Below are 14,736 nucleotides of genomic sequence, written 5' to 3'. Positions count from 1 at the left end.
ACAGCCCTTGGTTATTGATCATCTTCCCTCGACAAGAAGAATGATCAACCAAGGGCTGTCCTCATGATCAGTCGGGGTCACCGACCAACCGCCGCAGGTTAAAGATCAAGTTAGGTGTCCCTGATCATCGAAGCAACGCCCCTTGAGACCCCGCCGTTGCCTGCGTGAAGGCTTCCTCGGGCGTGGCCGCCGTCCATTTCTGGTCGGCGGGACGCAAGGGGGTGCCACGGGCGAACACGGCGATACCCGTCAGCAGCCCCTTCCACAGCTCCGCCCGCCATGCCGGTCCCGATCGGGTCACCACCAGCAGTCGCCGGCCGTTCCACCAGCCGTGAGTCTCCGGCCCGCCCTCGGCCACGACGTGGACGTCCGGGAAGTCACGCAGCGCATCCAACGCCGCGATGAGCGAGTGGCGCGCACTCCGACGGGCCTCGACGTGCACGACGCCCTTCGCGTCGACGTGGGCACCATCGAGTCGCTCGACGGCGTCGTGCAGCGCGGTACGGCCGAGAAGCCACCGCAGTTCGGCGGTGAAGTCGGTCTGTTCGAACAGCAGCCCGAGGGTGTGCCCGCCGAGCCCGGAGCAATACCGCTGGATGGTTTCCGGCGGTGCCGTGGCGAGCCAGCCCGTCCATTCCCGGTACGCGATGCGCAGCTCTTCGAACTGTCCGGCCTGCTGGCCGTCCGGCTCGTCGTGCAGGTCGATGCCCCGGCGGAGCGCAACGAGACCGACGGTGGCCAACGCCGCGTGCTCACCGTCGAGGCTCTCCTCCTGCTCGGTGTCCCACAGCTGCACCAGCACCCAGTAGAGCAGGTCGGCCCAGTCCGCCGCCTCCGACCACAGTCCACCGGCGACGAGGAGGAGCATCAGGCGGCTGACCGCGAGCTGCGCCGGCAGCGGCCATGCCTGAGAGGCGTCGACGAGCGCAGTGACATCGTTGCGGAGCCGGGTACGTTGCCCCGGGGCGAGCGTGTCCAGCACGCTGGCGAGAGTCCCGGGCACGGCCGAAATGGCCGATGCCGGTCGCGAACGCCGGGAGGGCGACGACGGGGATTCCGGGTCCGCCCCCTCGAAGATGTCCTCGTCGTCAGCTGACGTGGCCGTGCGGGCGTCGTTCAGGCCGAGGGCGAAGCGGAGCAGCGCCGGGCCCACGGCGGACTTGACGCGGTTCTCCACCTGGCGCCGGCGGCCTCCGGCGGACGTCTGCGATATCCGGTCCGGGCGCACCGAGGCCAGGTGGCGCAGCGCCTCGAACAGTGCTGCCGTGTGCGCCGAGTCCGCCAGGACCTGCGGCAGAGACCTGTCATCGAGGGGGGACGGGCGCTCGACGCGCGCCAGCGCGGCCGCCACGTCGGTGACGAGCACGTCGCGATCCTCCGTACCGTCGTCGGTGACGACGTGGCTGACCGCCCGCCCGCCCGCGGTCGCCGTCCAGCCGGAGTCCGGCACGCCCGCGTACACATGGAGTTTGCCCGTCTCCCGGTCGTGGTCGAGTCGGAGGCCGTTGACCGCCAGCCAGCGCGGCGGCGTGCCGGCCGAGCCGACGAGCACGGTCGCCTCCACCCGGTCGGCACCGATCCGGACGCCGAGCACCCGCAGGCTCTCCGTCGCGGTGGGGGCCGACGGCGAGGGGTCCCGAACGTGCAGCCGCGCCAGGTCCGACACCGACACCGCCTCGGCGGCCACCGCCGTCACCAGGGGGGCGGTGAGGGGCGAGACGACACCCAGCTCACAGTTGCCTCCCGCCGACATGGTCTTCGTGAGGGCGGCGTGACTGCAGTTGGCGCTGCCGGTCAGGGCCCAACCCAGGTCGGACGACCACCACTCGACGACCTTGCCGTGGTGGTAGCGGAAGCTCGCCGGTGTGCTCACGGCGGCGTCCGGGACTCGTTTGACCACCCGGGCGAGACTGTCCGGGTCGCACTGCACGTCCCGCGTGAGCAGCAGCCGCGCCTGCTGGGGTCGAAAGCGGTCGACGAGACGGCGCAGCGCTCCCGCTTCGGGGTCGAAGAAGGGCGCAGCCACCGCGAGCTGCGTCGCCGGCCCGACCGGACGGGGTAGTTGCTCGATGATCGGGCGCAGGGCCGTCGTCACCAAAACCGGCTGGCCCGCGGACTGATCGGGTGGCCGTGTGGTGAGCAGCTCGGCGACCCGATTGAGGCGGTCGCGGCCGAGGTCCTCCATCCACACGTCGTCGGGCAGTCGCCGTAGCCAGTCCGCGAGTTGGTGGAGAAGCGCGGGCACGGTCGGCCCTTCGCCGCGTACCAGCGTCCAGACCTCGGCGTTGTGGTGCCACCCGGAGGCGGTCGCGTTGCCGGAGCCGACGGCCACCACCGCGTCGGTCTCCGACGCGACCACCACCAGCTTCGGGTGGAACGCACCTCCGCCCTTGCAGACCACCGGCAGAGCCAGATAGTCGGCGGGCCCGGGGCGGCGGGGACCTTCGGTGAGATGGTGGGCGTCGAACAGCACGGTGGTGCGGGCCCGCACCGCCTGTGCGTCGCGCAGGCAGACGTCCTCGAAGAAGGACAGGTCGCAGGTGTAGGTGAGCACCAGGACCTCCTCGGCGTCGGGGATCAACCGGGCGTGGAGCACCGCCGGCGGGGCGGCGCCGAGCAGGTCATCCCAGTCGGTCACCGGATCACCTGCACGTGGCGACCGGCCGTCCAGGTGTCTCCGGAGACGGCGAGGATGCCCAACTGCCGCAGGAAGCTGGTGAAGGTGGGCAGCCGTAGCGACACCGGGCCGCTGCCCTCCTCCCCTTCCAGCCGCCACCGGTCCCCGATTCGCCGGAGTCGGGTCGGCAGGCGGAGCCCGGCCCGCGTCCACTGCATCTTCTGGCGGCTCACCGACTCGGCCCGCTGGAACAGGTGACCGGCCAACTCGGCGGCTGCGCCGGCCAGGGGACGATCGGCGTTCTGGTGCAACCACCTCGCCACGTACTCGGGACCCAGGTCGTCCGGCAGGGTGCCGACGAACGCCGCCCGGCTGTCCGGATCGAGGTGGTCGAGCCGCGCGGCGCCGACGGCGAGCAGTCGCAACAGGTCGAGCCCCGTCCAACCATCAGCGTTACGCGGATGGTGGTATAGATCGTGCTCAGCCGGCAACAATGTGCCGGTGCCGGCCTCGACCATGGCGGGAAGGTCACCGACGAGAGCCTGCTGGACGGTGGTGTCGGGTAGCCGCCCGGCGAACTGCTCGACGGCGTCCTCGCGCGTACCGGGCTGCCAGGCGAGGGGCGAGACGAGCTCGGCCCAGATCAGCCGCCACGCCCACACCGACCAGTTGCGCAGCAGGGCACCTCGCCAGGTGCGGGCGTGGTCGTGCAGCTCGTCGCTGCCGAGCAGGTCACGCAGCTTCGGGTGGAAGCAGCACCAGCCGTCCATCGCCATGTCGAGCGAGATGCCCACCTCGCGGCCGTTCAGAGCGCCGACGAGCAGCGCGGCGCTCAGGCGATGGGTTCTCCCGGCTGCCTGGTCGCTGTCGCGATCGACGAAGTACGCCCGCCGCACGCACTCCCCGTCCGGCGCGTCACCGATGCCACACAGGCACAGGTGCCGCAGCTCCCGCAGCTGCCGCCTGGAGAGCGGCTGCTCGCGGCCGGCGACGGCCACCACCTCGTCCAAGGCCGAGAGCAGGCCCTCGTCCGCCGCCGGGCCCGGTGCCGGAACCCGGCCGCCATCGGTGAGCCCGACCAGAAACTCGATTCCCGCGTACGTCTGCAGATAGCCGCCCGGCACCTGGCTGTAGGCGTCGGCGAGGCGGTCCACGTCGACCGCGTTCGTCTCGCGTAGCTCCTTGCCGATCGTGTTGATGCCGTGCGCCCCGAAGTCACCGGCCCTAGCCCGGTGCGGGTCGGGCTCGTCCACGGCATGGGCCACCGAGACGGCGCCCAGGACCACCTCGGCCCGGCGGACGAGGTCACGGAATCGGTCCCGGTCGTGCTCCCCGGTCCAGCCCCGCCGACGCGCTTCGATCGCGAGGCGGGCGTGCAGCGCCACGTACCGTGCGTGCGGGGTGGTGGTGATGACGCCGGGGATCAGCGCGGCGGCGTGCGAGCCGATGACCGTTTCCACGGCGAGGGGCTGACGGCCGATGTCCTCCGGGGTGTCGGGCTTGGCCGTCCATGCGGGACCGAGAACGTGTGTCACCCGACAGTCCTCACCTTCGGCGATACCCCGAGAAGATCCACCGCGCCACAGAAGCAGAAACTGCCAGCCGCACCGTCGGAATGACAGAAAGCCGACAGCCAGCCGTGGCGAGCGTCGACAGGGCGGGTGGATGGTGGGCGGCCGGAGACGCCTGCGACGTCGGTAGCCTGGGTCGATGGACTACGAGCGCGTACGCGCGCGGGCCCTGCACCGTGCGGCCGGAAACTTCGGACGCTCCCTGGCCATGATACGCAGCCGTGATCCACAGAAGATGGAGGACGGGTTCGGGCTACTACGGGACATGGCCCCGCTTCGCGTGCAGGAGTTGCTCGACGCGTACGCCCGGGAGCTCGATCACCGGACCCGGTTCCTGCTTCTGGAACTCCTCGGAGAGGCCCGGTCCCCGCTCGCGTTCGGGGTGCTCTCTCCGCGGAACTACTGAACGACGACGAGGTGTTCAGCCGCAGGGCGGAACGCGGGCTGCGCCTCCTGGACACGAAGGACGCCCGGCGGCTGTTGTGGCAGCACGGCAACAACCGAGCCCCACTGCCGGGGTCCGAACCGACGCGCTGACCCGCCGACGGTCCCGGCGGCAGGCTCGTTCCCGTCGCACGGACCGGCATCCCCGCCCACCGGGCACCGCCGGCGGCACACCACGCAGCGCCACCGGTTGGTAGCGTGTCGGCGACACCCCACCGGTCGGTGTCGATGCCCCTGGGGAGGGTCAGGCATGTGGGCGGACGAAGCCGCGCTGGACGCGGCAACGCGCCGGCTCGACGACTGGGAAGCGTCCATCGCGGACCGGGCGGCCCGGGCCAAGGAGCTGGCTTCGCGGGTGCAGGCGATGAGGGGCACGGCGACCAGCCCCGATCAGACGATCGAGGTCACCGTCGACTCGTCGGGCCTGCTGGTCGACCTGCGGCTGGACGAACGCACCCGACAGCACTCCGCGGCGCACACCGCCCGGCAGATCCTCGCGACCACCCGAGCCGCTCACGCCGACCTCCTGAGCAGGATCACCGAGGCGACCACGGGCGTCCTCGGTGCCGAGGATCCGACAGCGGTGGCGCTTGTCGAGTCGTACCGCCGCCGGCTGGCTCCCGACCGGGACACACCGGATGCCCGGCGCTGAGGGCCTCCAGGTCGACCCCGACGACCTGACCCGCCACGCCGCGCGCCTCGACCGCCGCGCCGACAGTCTCGACACCGCCCGCCAGGCCGGCCAGCACGTCCGGTTGGGAGCCGAGGCGTACGGGCGACTCTGCGCGATCATGCCGGCGCTGCTCGACGGCCTCCAGCAGACCCTCGTCCAGGGCATCGGCACCGCAGCCGGCTCGGTGCGCGACACGGCCGACAGACTGCGGACCGGCGCCGACCGCTACCGTGCCGCCGACACTCGGGCCGAGCGGTCGCTGCAACGGATACGGCACAAGGAGTGACCACCAACCCGCTCGTCGCCACCGCCGCCGACGCCCCGCCCAGCGCCTGGGCCGGCATCTGGATCTGCGAGGACATCGAGCTCATCGCCCAGGGCGTCCGCAACGGCAGCTGGATCGACGGCACCCTCGGCGTGGTCAGCGCCGGCCTGGACGCCCTCGCCTTCGTCTCCGACCCGGTCGGCGCGCTGCTCCAGTACGGCATCGCCTGGCTGATCGAGCACGTCAAGCCGCTCAGCGAGGCACTGGACTGGCTCGCCGGCGACCCGGCGCAGATCACCGCCCACGCCCGGACCTGGCGCAACGTCGCCGCGTCGCTGCGCAGGGAAGCCGCCGACCTGGCCGCCGCCGTCCGCACCGACGTCGCAAGCTGGGGTGGCGGCGCCGGCCCCGCCTACCGGGCCTGGGCCGCCGAGCAGCAGCAGGCCATCGGCGGGCTGGCCCAGGGCGCCGACACCCTCGCCGCCATCACCGAAGGAGCCGCCGGCCTGGTCGCTGCCGTCCGGCTGCTGGTCCGCGACGCCATCGCCACCTGCGTCTCCCGCCTCATCGTGTACGCCGGCGAACTGGTCGTCACCGGCGGGTTCGCCGCGCCGCTGGTGGTGGAGCAGGTGACGACGTTGGTGGCGTCGTGGGCGGCGCGGATCGCGCGGCTGCTACGAGGGCTGCTGGCGAGCCTGCGGCGACTGATGCCGGAGATCCGGCGGCTCGGTGACCTGATCGAGAAGCTGAAGCAGGCGCTGCATCGCCTCGTGGCGGCTCCTCACGGAGGTCCGCATGGGACGGCAGACAGCGTCGGTCGAGTTCACGGAGGCCACACCACACGCCCCCGCAACCTCGCAGACTACGATCGCCAGGACCGCTGGGCGGCTGCGGCGTATGAGTCCATCCGACAACAGGAGGACGCTGGCGTCATCGCCCGACACCTTACTGACGCACCTCGTCTGGACGGATCGCGCGGCTTCTCCCCTGAAGAGATCGAGCAGATCCGTCGGCACATCTTCATCGAGGAACACCCCATGGACGACTACGCCGGCGGGGTAATCCGACAGCGGTACGACCCGAGCCCTCCCATGGCTGAGGCGTGGCTACGTCTGCGACGGGGTGAACCGCTCCCGGAGGACTACGCGTTGCTGGAGCACGAGCTGGCAGAATCTCGGTACTACCAGGCGCACCCGCAGGCGGACTACCGGGAAGCGCATCTCGCCGCGAACAAGGTGTCGAACTGGGAGGCATCCGTACCCGGTCCTACGTACGAGGACTACTCGAATTTCGAAGGATGAGCCATGGGGATGATGGTGGTTGCACGCCGAGTCGAGGGCGACGCGGATGAGGTGCGGTACGAGTTCGGCTTCGAGGACAGGTTCGACCGGGTCCTGCTGATCGATCCGAGTACCTTCGAAGCGCGTGTGGACGATGGCGACTTCGATTCGGCCGCCAGCGCCATCACCGCCAAAATCGTCAACGCCCGGCGATCCGGCGGCGAGTTTCCCGGGAGGATGTTGTTCGCCGGTTGACCTCAGATCGAGTCCCCTCCCCCATCCGGTCTGCGCAGAGCTACGCGACCGGTCTACGGCTTGGTCGGCGGGTCAGCTTCCGTAGCGACGTCCACGCTCACCTGGAGAGGCGGCGGGAGCAGGCGCCGTCGTGGTCGGCACGGAGCAGGCAGCGCCGGCCGCCGGGCATCCGCAGGTCACAGAAGACCCGGTGACGCACGTGCTGGTTGTCCTCTTCCGAAACGGTGACCTCCCCCGGGTCGGTCTGCGGCAGCACCAGCAGCCAACGGCTGATCACCCGGGCCAGCCGCTGCGCGGCCGGCAGGTCTGCGGCGGCGACGGGCAGGTGGACGACGTACCGCTGGGTCATAGCTCTTGTCCACGGTCGGTGCGGGCGCGGGCCTGCTCGGACCGCCAGCGGCGCAGCGCGTCCTTGAGGACGGCGGCCTCCCGGCGGCTGGCGGCCAGGGCGGCGTAGACGTTGGCCATGTCGCCGGCGACGCGGTCGAGGAAGTTGTAGACATCAGCCGGTTCCAGGCCGCGGCGTCCGAGCCCGACCGGCTTGAAGCGGCGCTCGCGCACCTGCCACGGCAGCAAACTGGTGTACGCCGAGGAGCGGTAGGTCGCTCCTGGTCGCTGGTTGCGGACGCGCATCTACTGCCTGCCTCTCCCTCGTGGAATGGAAGGGGTGGCCCGTCCACCCTCCCCGCACGCACGGGCCACCCCGCCCTGCCGCCGCAGCTTCGATCAGCGGTACGACACCAGGGCCTGTGGTCATCCTGTGACGGTGCGCAGCATCGAAGCAACGTTGCACACGGGAATTCTCCCCAGAGGTATTGACTTTCTTTGCTGCTACCGATAGCTGCCGCAGGGGCAGGCGACGCAGTGTTGCACGGTGGAATCAGGGAGTGTCCGGGTGGCCGAGGACGTCGGATCGACCGTGCCGCGCCGGCAACTCGGCCGGCTGCTACGCCAGTACCGCACCGAGGCGGGCGTGACCCTCGACGCCGCCGCCGAGGCCCTCGAATACAGCCGGCAGAAAATCTGGCGGATCGAGTGCGGCATGGGCCCGGTCCGGGCGCTCGACGTCAAGGCGATGTGCGAGCTGTACGGGGTGTCCGCCGAGATGACCCAGGCGATGCGCGGGCTCGCCACGGAGACAAAGTCCAAGGGCTGGTGGCACGCGTACGGCGACGCGGTCCCGAGCTGGTTCGAGCTGTACGTCGGCCTGGAGTCCGCCGCGTCCCGGCTCAGGGGTTATGACGAGTCGCTGATTCCTGGGATCCTGCAGACCAAGGAGTACGCCCGGGCACTCTTCCGTCTCGGAGGGCTGTTGAACGACGAGGAACGAGAGCGAGCCGTCGAGGTGCGGCTTCAGCGGCAGGCCCTCCTGAGTCGACGACTCCCCGCGGCTCCCCGGCTGGAGTCGATATTGTCCGAGGCGGTGCTTCGGCGCACGGTTGGCACTCCGACTGTCATGGCCGCCCAGCTCGACCACCTCATGAGGCTGTCCGACCTACCGAACGTGTCGGTGCGGGTGCTGCCGTTGGCCGCCGGGCCGCAGCCGGGCGCCGTCGCCGGCACCTTCATGATCCTCGACTTCCCTCCAACCAAGGGTGGTCGGGCCACACCCGAACCATCCGTCATCTACAGCGAGTCGCTGACGGGGGCGCTCTATCTCGACAAGCCAGACGAGTTGGCCGCCTACGAACGTGTGTGGCGGGGCCTGGATGCGCTGGCGCTCGGCGAGGCAAAATCCAAGGACATGATCAAGCAGATCATCGGGGAGATGCGGCATGACTGACCTGACCGACGCCATCTGGCGCAAGAGCACCCGCAGTGGCGACAATGGAGGTGCCTGTGTCGAGGTGGCCACCAACCTGCCCGGCTTCGTCGCCGTCCGCGACTCCAAGGACCTGGCTGGTCCCGCGCTCACCTTCGGTCCGGCCGCTTGGTCCGCGTTCGCGGCTGCAGCCGCGAACGGACTTGTCCCTCACCCGTGACCTGGAGCGAGATGCGCGACCGCTCGTCGGTTCCTGACCCCGATATCCAGTGATGATCATCTGCCCGCAAGAATCTGCGCCATGACCAGCACCGATTCGTCCCTGAAGCCTCAGGAACCTCGCAAGCTCGTGTACGGCCACGCCAAGGCCCACGACTGCCTCGCCTTCGCCGACGCCGACACCGCGCCGGAGGAGGCCGGCGAGATCACCGCGATCTTCTCTGCCCGCACCTGGGGCGAGGCCCGCAGCGTCCCGGTCCGCCACACCTCGAACCCGGCTCGCGCATTCGACACGATGAGGAGCACGACGAGCACGGCGACGACGAGCCGTTCGACATCTACGAACTCAACGCGGTGAGCGAGGGTGACTGGCCAGTGATGGTGACGAGTCGAGCCCTCGGCCTCCTGCCCGAGGACATCCAGACCCGATTCGCCGAGAGCGTGGCCACCGTGCACAACGGCGACTACCTGGAGCTTTCCCTCGCCGCCGAGCATGATCTTCTGGATGCCCTGCGGGAACGGGGCTTCGAGGTGACCCGTGATGACGACCTGATCAACGAGCTGGACGCCTACGATTTTCTGTACGGCTAACGCTGTCAGCGACCGTCGCCGACTCCGCAGACGTCGGGGATCGACCTGCCGGGGACGGCCGAGCGGCCCTCGATCCGCGTGGCACGAGGACCTCCTGGTGGTGCGAAACCTTCAACAAGCTCCACCTCACCCGGAGGTCCTCACCTATTTCAAGATCCGGCCGGTGTCATCACCGTCATGGGCAGGACAGGGGTGCGTGCCCGTGTGTTGCGAGTTCTCGGACGTCGGCGGTGTGCTCTGCGTCAGTCACGGCCACGACGTCGGGGGTGGGCCAAATGCGCGACGACCGGCTCGCACAGCAAGAGTGGCGAGGGCAGCGTTGGCGCCACCACCAATCACGGCGCCGATACCGAACGGTGCCGCCCGACCGAGAACGATGATTCCCTGCTTGGTGCCATACTTCGTGATGAAGTGCTTCCCCAGGATCTTGTTGATCTGACGCAATGTCTCGGCAGGCACCTTGGCGACGACCTGGCGTCCCCAGTGTTGCCCCGTACGCTCGGCGACCTTGGTGATGGTGGCGGAGCCGGACCCGCCAAGCATGATTCCCATCACGATCGTTCGGCGGCGCTCGATCTCATCGATGGGGACTCCGTGGACTTCGGCGATCGAGAGCGCGAAGAGGGCGCTCAGCTGAAGAGATGAGAGAGCCTCGCCGGCCGACAGTGCCAGTGCGACGCCTGTGCCGACGCCGGGTGCCGCTGCGGCCCCTCCAACTGCAGCGCCCGTCCCGGCCAGGGCACTGACGTACATCCGTTCCAGACTGCGGATCACCTCTGCTGGTGTCGCCTCGGGATTCCGCTGGCGGGCCCGGGCGATGTTCTTGCGTACCAGTGGGCCCTGGAGGTCGATTGCCTTGTCCAAGAGGTCGAGGACTCGCTGCCCACGTTCGGCTGCTTCCAGAATCGGTTCGTCGTGGGCAGCTGTTGCCATGCCTTGAACTCCTTAAGTCGTCACGCCCAGCTGAGCCTTCCATTCGACCAGCCGAACGGATCTTGCGCCAAACCTGAATTACGTCCAGTCAGCGTGCGGCGGCGAACGCCATGAACGGGCTGGGCTGCCCGCTCCATGACACGTGCAGCGCCTCTCTCGCCCGGGTGCTAGCGACAAACAGTAAGCAACGCTCGCGAAGCAGGTCGCTCTCATGCTGCAAAGGATCCACCTCGGACGGCGTGATCTCCTTGACGAACGGCACCGCGCGCGCCGTAACACCGACCACCGCCACGCAGCGGAACTCCAGCCCCTTCATCGCGTGCATGGTTGCGAGCCGCACCCCGTCGACGTCCGCGCCGGGCTGGTCCCGCACCCGGACCGCCGGGATCCCAGCGGTGCCCAACGCCTCCTGTACGTCGCCCAGCGTGGTGGTGAACCTGGCGCACACCGCGATCTCACTTGCCGCCACGCCCTGCTCCAGCCACTCCCCCACCCGCTCGACCAGCGCCGCAATCTCGGCCTGGCCCGTCGGGTACCCGGCGGCATGAGGCCGTTTGCCGTGCAGTAGTGACCGGTAGCCGGCGAGGCTGTCGTCGCCGTCGCCGCCGAGGTCCTCGACCCGCGTTCCGACAAGCACCCCGGTGGACCAGGAGAGGATCTCCTCGGTACTGCGGTAGTTGACCCGCAGGCGACTGCTGCGCCCGGCAACCGAGATACCGAGGGCGTTGAGCGAAACCCGGGAGTCGTAGATCCGCTGGTGCGGGTCGCCAGTGATGAAGAGATCGTCCGCGCCGGGCGCCACCGCGGCCCGCAGCACCCGCCACTGCATGGGATGCAGGTCCTGCGCCTCGTCCACCACGACGTGGTCGTACCCGTGGACGGTGAGGTCGGCACCGCCGAGCAGTTGCGCCGCCCGCGCACAGATCTGCAGGTGGGTGCCGCTGCCGGCCGCCGACGCCTCCTTTTGGAACATCTCGACGGCGTCCCACACCCGGTCGCGCTGCCGCTGACCCAGCGCTGACCCTCTCCCTCGCCGGTTCGCCGCGCGGTACTCCTCCCGGCTCTGCACGTTGTGGGCGAGGACCACGTGGCGAAACTCCTGGGCGAGGAACTGCTCGGTCCAGGGCAGGGTCAGCCGCCGACATACCCGTCGCCACACCTGTCGCTCGTCGGCATCACCGATCGGGGTGGGCACCCGGCCGGCGAGGGCACGCACGGCGCGACTGGCGAAGGCGTTCACCGTGGTGACCTCGACCCGCGCCAGATGCTGCTCGTCGTCGAGCAGCAGCGCCAGGTTCTCGCGCAGGGCGGCGGCCAGGGCATTGGTGTACGTGGTGAGCAGCACCCGGTTCTCGGACGAGCGGGAGAGCAGGTGCTTGACGCGGTGCAGGGCGACAACCGTCTTGCCCGTTCCCGGACCACCCGTCACCTGCGCCGGTCCCTTGAACGAGTCGCGGTACGCAAGCCGTCGCTGCGATGGGTGAAGGAACACCCGCCAGGCGGCGAACGGCTTGTCGAGGATCTCGGCCAGTTCGTCTGGCCGGGTCACCAGCATGATGCGGCTGGTGGTGTTGGCGATCGCCGCCGCCAGGCTCTCGCTCGGCTCTGGCGCCGCGGCAGCCGGCCGACGCTCGGAAACGAGGTCACGGTAGACCTCGTCTGGTGAGAAGCCCTCGGCGAGGTACTGCAGGACCTCAAACTGGTCCTCAGGCAGCAGCGTGCCGAACGCTTCGAGCTGGGGCTTGTCGACGATCGTCCGGACGGCCCGCAGCACCTGATCGTCGATGCCAAGGTGGCGCAGCACCGTGTCGGAGTGGCGGGCGAACAGCAGCGCCGGTGCCTGCGCCGCCGCCTTCTCCAGCGCCGGTGTGACCTGCTCGAGGGCGACGACGTTGCGAACCTCCAGCGCCCGCGTCGCCGTGTTGACCGTGTAGAGGCGCTTCGCCGCCCACGTGTACGCAGCGTCGTGCGGGACGACATTCAGCAGCAGAAAGGTGTCGCTGCCGTCGTCCGGCGCCAGCACCACGCCCCGCCAGAAGTCGTTGATGCGGATCGTCCGCATGCGCTGGTCGCGCGCGTTGTTCACCGACTCCAGGTGCAGGCCCTTGTCCGCGTGGAGTTCGGCGATGGTGAGCTGCTGGAACTTCGTCATCGCCTTACGTACACCGGCCTTGACCGGCTTTTCCAGGACGTCATAGCTCTCCCAGAAGCTGTTGGCGAAGGCGAGCTGAGGCACGAGGAACCTTTCTGGGGCGTGTCGACGGCGGCGGAGGCGACCGTACCGGGCCGGCAGGGACGTCTCCCGTAGCCACCGATGGAGATCCTTCGGGCGGTGTGGGATCGGTCCAGCCGGTGACCGATCCCCGCGATGTCAGACTGTTCCCTTCCAGCCGGTGTCGTGCCAGGGCACACGAATGGAGATGTGCTCGATCGGCGAGGTGTCACCCATGACGCTCTCCTCAGTCAGCGCCGCCCGGCGGCGAAGAAGTGATCGGTCGGTGCTGCGGTGCGTTGCCCCTGTGAGGAGCAGTTATCGGGAGTCCGGTCGACGCAGGCCTGACAGCAGGTCAGCGATCTCTCTGCTGCTCGGATGTGTGGCGCTGTTGAGCCGGGTCAGATCCGCGAGGAGACGGGTTAGGGTCTGCTCCGCGGCTTTCCTCTGGCCGGCGCCGAGCTGAAGCAGACCGATCTGACGTCTCAGCTCCAGCGTGCGCGGGTCGTCCGGCCCGAACGCGTCGGTCTGGTCCCGCACCAACGACTCAAGCTGCCGTAACGCCTCGCTTGTCTCCCCGAACAGCGCCCGGCAGGTGGCAGCCCTGAGCCGGCAGTGCAGCGCGATGTCGGCATGAGGTCCGGCGTCCCGGGCCACATCCACGGCGAGTTCCTCGTACGCCGGGGCGGCCCGCCGGTAGTCCCCCTCCTCGAAGAGCGCGTCGGCCAGTTCGAGCCGGACGCGTACGACGTCCTTGTCCGTCCTACCGAGGGCGGTGACCGCCGGGGCGACGGCGGCCGCGAGCACTTCCGCCGCCTGGCCGTAGCGGGACGAGCTGACCAGCCGGCTGGCTTCCGCGCGTGCGCGCCGGAGATCCGAGCGTCCAGCCCCCGACTTCACATCAGGCTGGCGTTGAGGTGGCGCCGGCGCGGCTGTGGACGGGGGCGGCACGAGCGGCCCGGCCGGCGACGTCGCGGGGGCCGCGGTGAACACCCGCCCCAGCATCGAACCGTACATCCGGGTCGGGCTCACCGTCGACGGCGCGTGGAGCACCCCTGGAATCGGGCCGAGCTCGGTGACGAAGGGCAGCAGACGGTCGTAGACGACGTGGGCGCTCTGCGGCCGGTCCTCGGGTTTCTTCCGCAGCAGGTGCAGCAGCAACTCCTCCAGCGCGGCCGGCACGTCGTCCCGGACGCCGCGCACAGGCAACGGCTCGTGGGCGACCTGCTTGCTCCACACGTCGTAGGAGGTGGAGCCGGTGAAGAGCCGCTCCCCGGTGAGCATCTCGTGCAGCGTGCAGCCCAGCGCGTAGAGGTCGGTGGCGGGGCCGCTGATGTTCGTCTGGATCTGCTCGGGCGCCATGTAGGGGGGCGTTCCAGGTGGAAGCCCGGTGGCGGTGATCTTCGAGAAGTCGGAGAGAGTGGGCGCCGCGGCGAGCCCGAAGTCGAGGACCTTGACCGCGCCGTCGGGCTGGAGCATGAGGTTGCTGGGCTTGAGGTCCCGGTGTACGAGCGAGGCATGGTGGGCGGCGGTGAGGACCGCGCAGACCTGGGCGGCGATCCCGGCCGCCCAGCCGATGGGTAGCGCACCTTGCTCGGCCACCAGGTCGGCGACGCTGATCCCCTGGATGCGTTGCATGACGAGGTAGGGCCGGCCCTCGTGCGATCCGACGTCGTAGACCGCCGGGACGCCGGGGTGTTCCAGCCGGGCAGTGATCCGCGACTCGCGGACGAACCGGCGGATGTAGTCCTTGTCCGGCTCGCCGTCGGGGAACCGGATGAACTTCACCGCCACCGGCCGGTCCAGTTTGGTGTCGTGCCCGAGCCATACCTCGCCCATGCCGCCGCGGCCAATGGGCAGGTCGTCCAGCTCGTACCGGCTGTTGATCAGTGTCCCCACCGCCGCCGCCCTCTC

16 protein-coding genes are annotated in these 14,736 nt (G+C 69.7%); 9 read left to right on the top strand and 7 right to left on the bottom strand.

Annotated elements, in window-relative coordinates; translation table 11 throughout:
* Nucleotides 1-124: 124 nt before the first annotated feature.
* A complete protein-coding gene (locus RM555_RS25345) occupies nt 125-2,638 on the bottom strand; it encodes a phospholipase D-like domain-containing protein (protein WP_311414093.1) in 2,514 nt (837 codons plus the stop codon).
* A complete protein-coding gene (locus tag RM555_RS25340) occupies nt 2,635-4,152 on the bottom strand; it encodes a hypothetical protein (protein WP_311414092.1) in 1,518 nt (505 codons plus the stop codon). The genes RM555_RS25345 and RM555_RS25340 overlap by 4 nt, the downstream gene beginning before the upstream one ends.
* Nucleotides 4,153-4,327: 175 nt before the next feature.
* On the opposite strand from RM555_RS25340, the gene RM555_RS25335 reads away from it, so the two are divergent.
* From RM555_RS25335 to RM555_RS25315, 5 genes are all read left to right on the top strand, one after another.
* Complete coding sequence (locus RM555_RS25335) at nt 4,328-4,594, top strand: hypothetical protein (protein ID WP_311414091.1); 267 nt, start codon at nt 4,328-4,330, stop codon at nt 4,592-4,594.
* 288 nt (nt 4,595-4,882) lie between these two features.
* Nucleotides 4,883-5,284, top strand: coding sequence for a YbaB/EbfC family nucleoid-associated protein (locus RM555_RS25330; protein WP_311414090.1), 402 nt, complete (start codon nt 4,883-4,885; stop codon nt 5,282-5,284).
* Nucleotides 5,271-5,591 carry a type VII secretion target gene (locus tag RM555_RS25325; protein ID WP_311414089.1) on the top strand — a complete coding sequence of 107 codons (321 nt, stop codon included), beginning with the start codon at nt 5,271-5,273 and terminating at the stop codon, nt 5,589-5,591. The genes RM555_RS25330 and RM555_RS25325 overlap by 14 nt, the downstream gene beginning before the upstream one ends.
* Nucleotides 5,588-6,871, top strand: coding sequence for a WXG100 family type VII secretion target (locus tag RM555_RS25320; protein WP_311414088.1), 1,284 nt, complete (start codon nt 5,588-5,590; stop codon nt 6,869-6,871). The genes RM555_RS25325 and RM555_RS25320 overlap by 4 nt, the downstream gene beginning before the upstream one ends.
* Before the next feature lie 3 nt (nt 6,872-6,874).
* On the top strand, nt 6,875-7,105 hold the full coding sequence (locus tag RM555_RS25315; protein WP_311414087.1) for a hypothetical protein: 231 nt from the start codon (nt 6,875-6,877) through the stop codon (nt 7,103-7,105).
* Nucleotides 7,106-7,202: 97 nt separating this feature from the next.
* Here the strand turns inward: RM555_RS25315 and RM555_RS25310 are convergent, their stop codons facing one another.
* Entirely contained in the window at nt 7,203-7,454 is a 252-nt protein-coding gene (locus RM555_RS25310; protein WP_311414086.1) for a hypothetical protein, read from the bottom strand.
* Nucleotides 7,451-7,738 (bottom strand): DivIVA domain-containing protein, encoded by a 288-nt coding sequence (locus RM555_RS25305; protein WP_311414085.1) that lies wholly within the window; start codon nt 7,736-7,738, stop codon nt 7,451-7,453. Before RM555_RS25305 ends, RM555_RS25310 begins: the two co-directional genes overlap by 4 nt.
* 262 nt (nt 7,739-8,000) lie before the next feature.
* Here RM555_RS25305 and RM555_RS25300 point away from each other — a divergent pair, with 262 nt between their 5' ends.
* The 4 genes from RM555_RS25300 (at nt 8,001) to RM555_RS25285 (ending at nt 9,677) form a co-directional block, all read left to right on the top strand.
* Complete coding sequence (locus tag RM555_RS25300) at nt 8,001-8,888, top strand: helix-turn-helix domain-containing protein (protein ID WP_311414084.1); 888 nt, start codon at nt 8,001-8,003, stop codon at nt 8,886-8,888.
* Entirely contained in the window at nt 8,881-9,087 is a 207-nt protein-coding gene (locus RM555_RS25295) for a DUF397 domain-containing protein (protein WP_311414083.1), read from the top strand. Before RM555_RS25300 ends, RM555_RS25295 begins: the two co-directional genes overlap by 8 nt.
* A gap of 81 nt (nt 9,088-9,168) precedes the next feature.
* Entirely contained in the window at nt 9,169-9,444 is a 276-nt protein-coding gene (locus RM555_RS25290; protein WP_311414082.1) for a hypothetical protein, read from the top strand.
* Nucleotides 9,441-9,677, top strand: coding sequence for a hypothetical protein (locus RM555_RS25285; protein ID WP_311414081.1), 237 nt, complete (start codon nt 9,441-9,443; stop codon nt 9,675-9,677). The genes RM555_RS25290 and RM555_RS25285 overlap by 4 nt, the downstream gene beginning before the upstream one ends.
* Before the next feature lie 246 nt (nt 9,678-9,923).
* Here RM555_RS25285 and RM555_RS25280 read toward each other — a convergent pair whose 3' ends face one another.
* From RM555_RS25280 to RM555_RS25270, 3 genes are all read right to left on the bottom strand, one after another.
* A complete protein-coding gene (locus tag RM555_RS25280) occupies nt 9,924-10,610 on the bottom strand; it encodes a hypothetical protein (RefSeq protein WP_311414080.1) in 687 nt (228 codons plus the stop codon).
* Nucleotides 10,611-10,698: 88 nt separating this feature from the next.
* The gene (locus RM555_RS25275; protein WP_311414079.1) at nt 10,699-12,846 is read right to left on the bottom strand and encodes a UvrD-helicase domain-containing protein; all 2,148 of its coding nucleotides are present in this window, start codon (nt 12,844-12,846) and stop codon (nt 10,699-10,701) included.
* A gap of 294 nt (nt 12,847-13,140) precedes the next feature.
* Nucleotides 13,141-14,721 carry a serine/threonine-protein kinase gene (locus tag RM555_RS25270; protein WP_311414078.1) on the bottom strand — a complete coding sequence of 527 codons (1,581 nt, stop codon included), beginning with the start codon at nt 14,719-14,721 and terminating at the stop codon, nt 13,141-13,143.
* Between the last annotated feature and the right edge of the window lie 15 nt (nt 14,722-14,736).

It is taken from the genome of Micromonospora reichwaldensis, assembly GCF_031845925.1.
In the GTDB taxonomy this organism is placed as follows: domain Bacteria; phylum Actinomycetota; class Actinomycetes; order Mycobacteriales; family Micromonosporaceae; genus Micromonospora; species Micromonospora reichwaldensis.
Note: the sequence above shows the minus strand (reverse complement) of the source record. Positions and strands in the feature narration are given on the sequence as shown.